We start from the raw sequence: 6,832 nt of genomic DNA, 5'->3' as shown, positions 1-6,832 counted from the left end.
GCTCGCGATGGCGGAGTATCAGTCACCATAGATGTGAATGAACCACCGCCATCGCGAGCAGGCTCACTCCTACAATGGGATTTCGGTGTGTTCAGTTGAAGGCGATATAGAAATACCCCATGTCCGGATCACGGCCCATGGCCGGCACACGAGAGACAAAAATGCCCTGCACCTGACCCAGCATCGGTAACTCCAGCGTGCATAACCCATCCACAAACGCTGTGGGTTCCAGGCTGTTGAACTCGACACTGAACGGCACGCGCTCGCTGTTTGGCATCCGCGAATGGGGCGTTTCTTCAAGCGTGTCGATATGGATCGACAACTCACTGCCATCCGGCAGCCGCAGCGAGCCTGTCTTGCCCAGCAGGGTCTGAAAGTGTTGGCTTTGAACCTGTTGCAACATGGCGTCACTCCCGAAAAACGGCCGGGGGATGGGTATCCCCCGGCCAGACCTCAATTGCGAGAAGGGAACAACCCGTTCAAGGCGATGCTGAAGTTGAGCACCAGGAATGGGTTCATCGTTTCCATCGGCAAACCGTTACCGGCCGACGAGATTTCCCCCGTCACGGCAGTGGCCACGCCCTTCAGCGGTACCGCCGCAGCGCCTTGCGCATCAGAGAAGATGCTCGCCGAGCCCGGGCCGCCGCCGGAAGCGCCAATGTACGAGTTGGTCGCGGTTGGAGCGGTGACCGGGTTGCTCGCCGGGCTGGCCAGTTGCAGGGTGGTGGTGGCCGTCAGCCCGGACAAGGCATGGGTGTGATTCGGCAGGTTGGTGATGGTCGCGGTGACGTTCTCGGTCCCGGAGAACTCGCCAATGACCCGTGGTGTCAGGTTCAGCCCGTTGCCCATGCACACCGGCATTCGGCCTTGCAGGTTGGGTAGCATGAAGTTGGTGGAGCCATTGCCGCCGAAGTTGACGCCGAGCAGGGCAAATAGCGCGTTGTATTGCTGGACCGCCAGCGTCTGGCCGTTGCACAGGGCCCAGCCGTTGGGAGCAAAGTTAAAGGCGAAAGGCTGAATAGTGCCCATGAATACTTCCATAGTTCCTTATCCCTCAGGTTAGTGTCTGAAGCGTCACGTAAGGCCCGGTTATCCGGGCGGATCGCGCTGATCAGCCGACTCCATTCATCTCCGTGGCTGGGTCACGCCAAGCCAGAGCGTAGTAGATCCGGATGATTGCCGAATGTCGTTGGTCGTAAAGCCAGCATCGACGACGGCGCTGACGCTGACCTACAGTGATGACACGCTTCACGCTTTTTCACTGGCAGTCCCGAGGGGAGCAATGGAGGCGTACAGAGAATTGCCACTTGAGGGCACCCAAGGCCCGCAAGCGACACCCGGTGCCTGGGCGAGCGTCAAGCGCTTGCTTCGGTGGGTGCGCGAACATTGGCTGTTGCCGATCCTCGCGTTGGCCGCGCTGGTGCGTTTCTACGACCTGACGGCGGCGGCTATCTGGGGCGACGAAGGTTCCAGCCTGCTGATGAGCCAGTTTTCGCTCGGCGGGATCTGGCTGCACGCCGCGTACGATGTCCACCCGCCGCTGTATTTCATGCTGCTGCACGGCTGGGTCGAGCTGTTCGGCGACGGTATATTTTCGATCCGCAGTTTCAGCGCGCTGCCCGGGATCGCCACGGTGTGGCTCGGCGTCTGGCTGATGGACTTGCTCGCCACCTGGCGTGCCGCGCTGCTGGCCGGTTTGCTGCTGGCGCTGCTGCCTACGGCGGTGCGATACAGCCAGGAAGTGCGGATGTACTCACTGCTGGGCCTATGGCTGATTGGCGCGACGATTGCGCTGGTCTACTGGATCCGATACCCCCGTCGCACGCGTTATCTGGTGGCGTATGTGCTGCTCATGACTGCGGCGTTCTACACCCATTACTTCACCGCCCTGTGCGTGCTTTGCCATTGGCTGTATCTGGGGGTGATCCGCCTGCAACCAGGTTACCGCTTGCGGCATATTCAACGCCCCGGCTGGTGGCTGGCGAACGTGGCGATTGTGTTGTTGTACTTGCCTTGGGTGCCGAGCCTGATCGATCTGGTCCAGCACATGGATCAGCTCAAGGCCAATGGCGATGTGGGATGGGAGGCACCGGTCACGTTCGGATCGTTGCCGTCGATGATCTGGTCGTTTCTGACTCAGGACGATGGCGAGAACCTGCCGACCCTGATTTTCAGCACGTTACCTTTGGCGTTGCTGGCCTTGATGTGGGTGGCGCTGGCGCGGGATCGCAGCGTGATTCGGGGCAGTGCGCTGGTGGTGATCTACACCGTTGTGCCGTTGCTGGTAGTGTTTGGGGTGTCGTTTGTCTCGCCGGTGTTCATCGAGCGTTACCTCACTGCCTACGCCCTCGGCCTGCCAATGATTGCCGCACTGGCCATTGATCGCCTGTACTCAGGGGCCCGGGTGTTGGCCATGACAGTGCTGGTGTTGTTTGCCGGTGTCGAACTGGTGGGCCTGAATAACAACGCCACGGTCGATAGCAACGACCAGTTCAACGTCATGGTCAATTACGTCAACCAGCACTTCGTTGCCGGTGACCGAATCGTCACCAGCGACATGCTTTGGTACCTCAGCTACGTCTATTACAACCGCACCGACGCCAAGCCGTTGCTGTACACACCACCGTTACCAGGCGGTGCGTCGAGCCGGCCGAGTGCTTATGGTTTCGGCACGTTGGTGACCCCGGACATTTACCTCGATAGCCTTGGCACCTTGCCCAAAGGCACGGGGCGCGTGTGGTTGATCGGCACTGTTGGTGTGCCGGACGAGTTCGCCCCGTTGCCCGCCGGCTGGCAGAGCGTTGGCCAAACGCAGGCAGGAGGCGCCAATGCGCGCTTGTTCGTGTTGCGTTAAGTCAGTAACAAAAATCTTGTTTTTCAGACGATTTAGCTTCGATTTGATATCAAAACACTACTACTGCTTCGGCAATTCATAGTCTACGCTCCGTCATACATAAAGGACTTATGATCAGGTGAAGGGATGCAGCAGTACCACTTTATCTCCGGCTTGCCGCGTTCAGGCTCGACCCTGCTTTCTGCCATCCTGTTGCAGAACCCGCGTTTCCACGCCGGCATGACCAGCCCCGTTGGCGCGCTGTTTTCAGGTGTTCTGGAACAGTGCAGCGCCGGCAGCGAGTTTGGCGCGGTGATCGATACCGATCTGCGCCGACGCTTATTGCGCGGTCTGTTCGACTCCTTCTACGCCGACAAGGCCGACAAACCGGTGGTGTTCGACACCAACCGGCTATGGAGTTCGCGCTTGCCGGCCATCAGCGACCTGTTCCCGCAAGCCAAGGTCATTGCCTGTGTGCGCAATGTCGCCTGGGTCATGGACAGCATCGAGCGTTTGTACCGCGCCAACCCCTTTGAAAACACCAAACTGTTCGGCGACGCGATCGAGCGCAACACCGTCTACAGCCGTTGCGAAACCCTGGCCCAGCGCAATCGCCTGGTGGGATTTGCCTGGGCTGCGCTCAAGGAAGCCTATTACGGCGAACACGCCGAGTCGCTGCTGATCGTCGACTACGACCTGCTGACTCAGGCGCCGGATCGGGTGATGCGGCTGGTCTACGACTTCATCGGCGAACCCTGGTTCGAGCATGACTTTGACCACCTCGCTTACGACGCGCCAGCGTTCGACCAGGCCCTGGGGGTTTCGGGCCTGCACAAGGTCAAGCCGAGGGTCGAACTGCAATCGCGGCGAACGATTTTGCCGCCGGACTTGTTCAAGCAGTACGCAGAATTGTCCTTCTGGCTCGATGGCTCAGCCAGCGCCGCCAATGTCATTCGCATGAAAGCCGATGCCGCGATCAGTTGATCGCGGCATTTTCATTTTCGCGTCACGAAAGTTCGAGTCCGGGTGAGCAGCATGTGGTGGAGCAAAGGCAAGTCGCGGGTTACCGAAGGTGCACGGGCGCTGGCCTCGCCCATGATCATGTCCCTGGAGCCGCGAATGTTGTTCGACGGCGCGGTCGCGGCCACCGTGGCGGATGCCGCCCAGCCTGAAAGCCATCCCACGGCCGACGCGGCGAAAGCGCCGGCGAATGATCAGCCGGTCGCCAGCAAAGACACCCACGGCCAGGCCGATGCCACGCCGGCTTCAACACCTGTTGCCGTACCGGGGCAGAGCGTGGTGTTCGTCGATTCCCGGGTCAAGGACGCCGACAGCCTGCTCAAGGGCGTGGCACCCGGCACTCAAGTGGTTCAGCTGGACGCGAGCCGGGACGGTCTGCAACAGATTGCCGATTATCTGGATACCCATCAGGGCATCAGTTCCGTGCAAATCATTGCTCACGGCAACGCGGGCGACCTGTGGCTGGGCGACAGCTATCTGTCGGCCGACAACGTCGCGGCCCGCAGTGCGGTGCTGGCGGAAATCGGCAAGGACATGAATGCCGGTGGCGACATCATGATCTACGGCTGCTACACCGCCGAAGGTGAGCGAGGCTTGAGTTTTGTCGATTCCCTCGCGCAGCTGACCGGCCGTGATGTAGCCGCTTCCAGCAACCGCACCGGAATCGGCGGCGACTGGGACCTGGAAATTGTCACCGGCAACATCGAAAGCGCCAACGTGCTGTCGACCACGGCCATGAGTGAATATCAGTGGGGCCTGGCGACCTGGACTGCTACCAACAACGGCAACACCGGTATCGGCTCGTTGCGTGCCGCCATCGCCTCGGCGCAGAACGGCGATATCGTCACCTTCAACGCCAGCATGACGGTGCAGCTGACGTCCGAACTGCTGATCAACCAGAACATCACCGTCGATGGCGACTTGAACAACGACGGCGTGGCTGACGTAATTCTCGACGGTCAGTACCGGACCCGGGTGATTGAAATTGCCGCGGGCAGAACCGTGACCCTTGATGGCCTAGTGATTACCCGTGGCCTGGTGGCGGGAACGGGCGGTAACGGTGGCTACGGTGCCTCAGGGGCCATGGCCGGGGGGATTTTCAACGCCGGCATCCTGACCCTTAACAACGTCAGCGTGACCTCCAATGCCGCTTCCGGCGGCGGTGGCGGCGGCGGTGTCACGGGTGCTTATTACGGCGGTGGCGGTGGTGGTGGCGGCGGTTTGGGCGGTCAGAACGGCGGGCACGGTGGCTCGGCCGGGCCGGGCACCGGCACGTTGGGCGGCCAGGCTGGCAGCGCCAATGCCGGCGGCTACGGTGGCGGTTATGACGCGATCCACATGGGCGGTCGCGGTGGCACCAATACTGGCGGCGCGGGCGGGCTGGGCGTGTCCTATTACAGTAACGGCGGTAACGGCTCGACGGCCACCAATGGCACGATTTCCATTGGCGGCGGGGGCGGTGGCGCCGGTTGGGACAAAGTTGGTGGCGCTGGCGGCAACGCGGCGGGCGGGATCTACAACGCCAGCAGCGGCACCATTACCATCATCGGCACTTCGACCATCAGCAACAACATCGGCGCCGGTGGTGGCGGTGGCGGTGGCGGTGGCCAAGGCAGCAATGCCAGCAATGGCGGCATCGGCGGTCGGGGCGTCGGCGCGATCTGGAACAAAGGCACGCTGCTGATCACGGCCTCCAACTTCGCGGCGCTGGCTGGTAATGCCGCGGCCAGTGGAGCAGGCGGTACCGCGCAGGGTGGAGGTACAACCGGCACTTCGCCGACCTCCGTCGCGACTATCTTCAACGACGGAGGTGTACTCAACACCGCGTATGCGCCGCCGCCGACCGCAACCATTGTGGTCGCTGACACCACGCTGAGCATCGGCGAAACGTCCTTGGTGACGATCACCTTTTCCGAGGCCGTGACCGGTTTCACCAACGCCGACCTGACCATCGCCAACGGCACTCTGAGCGCCGTCAGCAGCGCCGATGGCGGCATCACCTGGACGGCCACCTTCACGCCGACCGCGAGCATTTCCGATACGACCAACCTCATCACCCTGGACAACACCGGGGTGAACAACGGCCTGGGCACGGCCGGCGTCGGTACCACGAACTCCAATAACTACGTGGTCGACACCTTGCGCCCCACCGTCGGCATCGTGTTCACCGACACCGCGCTGAAGGTCGGCGAAACATCGCTGGTGACCTTCACCTTCAGCGAGGCCGTGACAGGTTTCACCAACGCGGACCTGACGATTGCCAACGGCACCTTGTCGGCCGTGAGCAGCAGCGATGGCGGCATCACCTGGACGGGCACCTTCACGCCAACCGCCAGCATCACTGACGCGACCAACCTGATCACCCTCGATAACACCGGGGTCAGCGACCTGGTCGGCAACGCCGGCAGCGGCACCACCGATTCGAACAATTACGCCATCGATACCGTGCGCCCGACCGCGACCATCGTGGTGGCCGACACGGCACTGAAAATCGGCGAAACGTCGCTGGTGACCATCACCTTCAGCGAAGCCGTCAGCGGTTTCACCAACGCTGACCTGACGATTGCCAACGGCACGTTGAGCGCGGTGAGCAGCAGCGATGGCGGCATCACCTGGACGGCGACCTTCACACCGACTGCCAGCGTCAATGACACAACCAACCTGATCACCCTGAACAACACAGGGGTCAGCGACCTGGCGGGCAACGCCGGCAGCGGCACCACCGATTCCAACAACTACGCCATCGATACATTGCGTCCAACAGCAACCATCGTGGTGGCGGACACCGCATTGAGAATCGGTGAGACCTCGCTGGTGACCATCACTTTCTCCGAGGCGGTGAGCGGTTTCACCAACGCCGACCTGACTATCGCCAACGGCACATTGACGGCCGTGAGCAGCAGCGACGGCGGAATTACCTGGACGGCGACCTTCACGCCGACCGCCAGCATCAACGACACAACCAACCTGATCACCCTG

Annotated in this window: 5 protein-coding genes; 3 read left to right on the top strand and 2 right to left on the bottom strand. The window is 61.6% G+C overall.

What is annotated here, in order from left to right:
- Positions 1-91 precede the first annotated feature (91 nt).
- Both QMX98_RS30845 and QMX98_RS30840 read right to left on the bottom strand, forming a co-directional pair.
- On the bottom strand, positions 92-403 hold the full coding sequence (locus QMX98_RS30845; protein WP_010464915.1) for a hypothetical protein: 312 nt from the start codon (positions 401-403) through the stop codon (positions 92-94).
- 50 nt (positions 404-453) lie between these two features.
- Positions 454-1,041, bottom strand: a complete 588-nt coding sequence (locus QMX98_RS30840) for a tail fiber protein (protein WP_010464914.1) — start codon at positions 1,039-1,041, stop codon at positions 454-456.
- Positions 1,042-1,282: 241 nt separating this feature from the next.
- On the opposite strand from QMX98_RS30840, the gene QMX98_RS30835 reads away from it, so the two are divergent.
- From QMX98_RS30835 to QMX98_RS30825, 3 genes are all read left to right on the top strand, one after another.
- A complete protein-coding gene (locus QMX98_RS30835; RefSeq protein ID WP_282411884.1) occupies positions 1,283-2,854 on the top strand; it encodes a glycosyltransferase family 39 protein in 1,572 nt (523 codons plus the stop codon).
- A 126-nt stretch (positions 2,855-2,980) separates the two neighbouring features.
- Positions 2,981-3,817, top strand: coding sequence for a sulfotransferase (locus QMX98_RS30830; protein ID WP_010464912.1), 837 nt, complete (start codon positions 2,981-2,983; stop codon positions 3,815-3,817).
- Between the two features lie 51 nt (positions 3,818-3,868).
- A partial coding sequence (locus QMX98_RS30825) for an Ig-like domain-containing protein (RefSeq protein WP_282411883.1) occupies positions 3,869-6,832 on the top strand: 2,964 nt, incomplete at its 3' end.

This window comes from Pseudomonas sp. PS02303 (genome assembly GCF_029959925.1).
In the GTDB taxonomy this organism is placed as follows: domain Bacteria; phylum Pseudomonadota; class Gammaproteobacteria; order Pseudomonadales; family Pseudomonadaceae; genus Aquipseudomonas; species Aquipseudomonas mandelii.
Note: the sequence above shows the minus strand (reverse complement) of the source record. Positions and strands in the feature narration are given on the sequence as shown.

What these genes read in the sequence shown, in the direction of transcription:
- QMX98_RS30840 (WP_010464914.1), bottom strand. Translation starts at nt 1,041, where the DNA reads ATGGAAGTATTCATGGGCACTATTCAGCCTTTCGCCTTTAACTTTGCT.
- QMX98_RS30835 (WP_282411884.1), top strand. Translation starts at nt 1,283, where the DNA reads ATGGAGGCGTACAGAGAATTGCCACTTGAGGGCACCCAAGGCCCGCAA.
- QMX98_RS30845 (WP_010464915.1), bottom strand. Translation starts at nt 403, where the DNA reads ATGTTGCAACAGGTTCAAAGCCAACACTTTCAGACCCTGCTGGGCAAG.
- QMX98_RS30830 (WP_010464912.1), top strand. Translation starts at nt 2,981, where the DNA reads ATGCAGCAGTACCACTTTATCTCCGGCTTGCCGCGTTCAGGCTCGACC.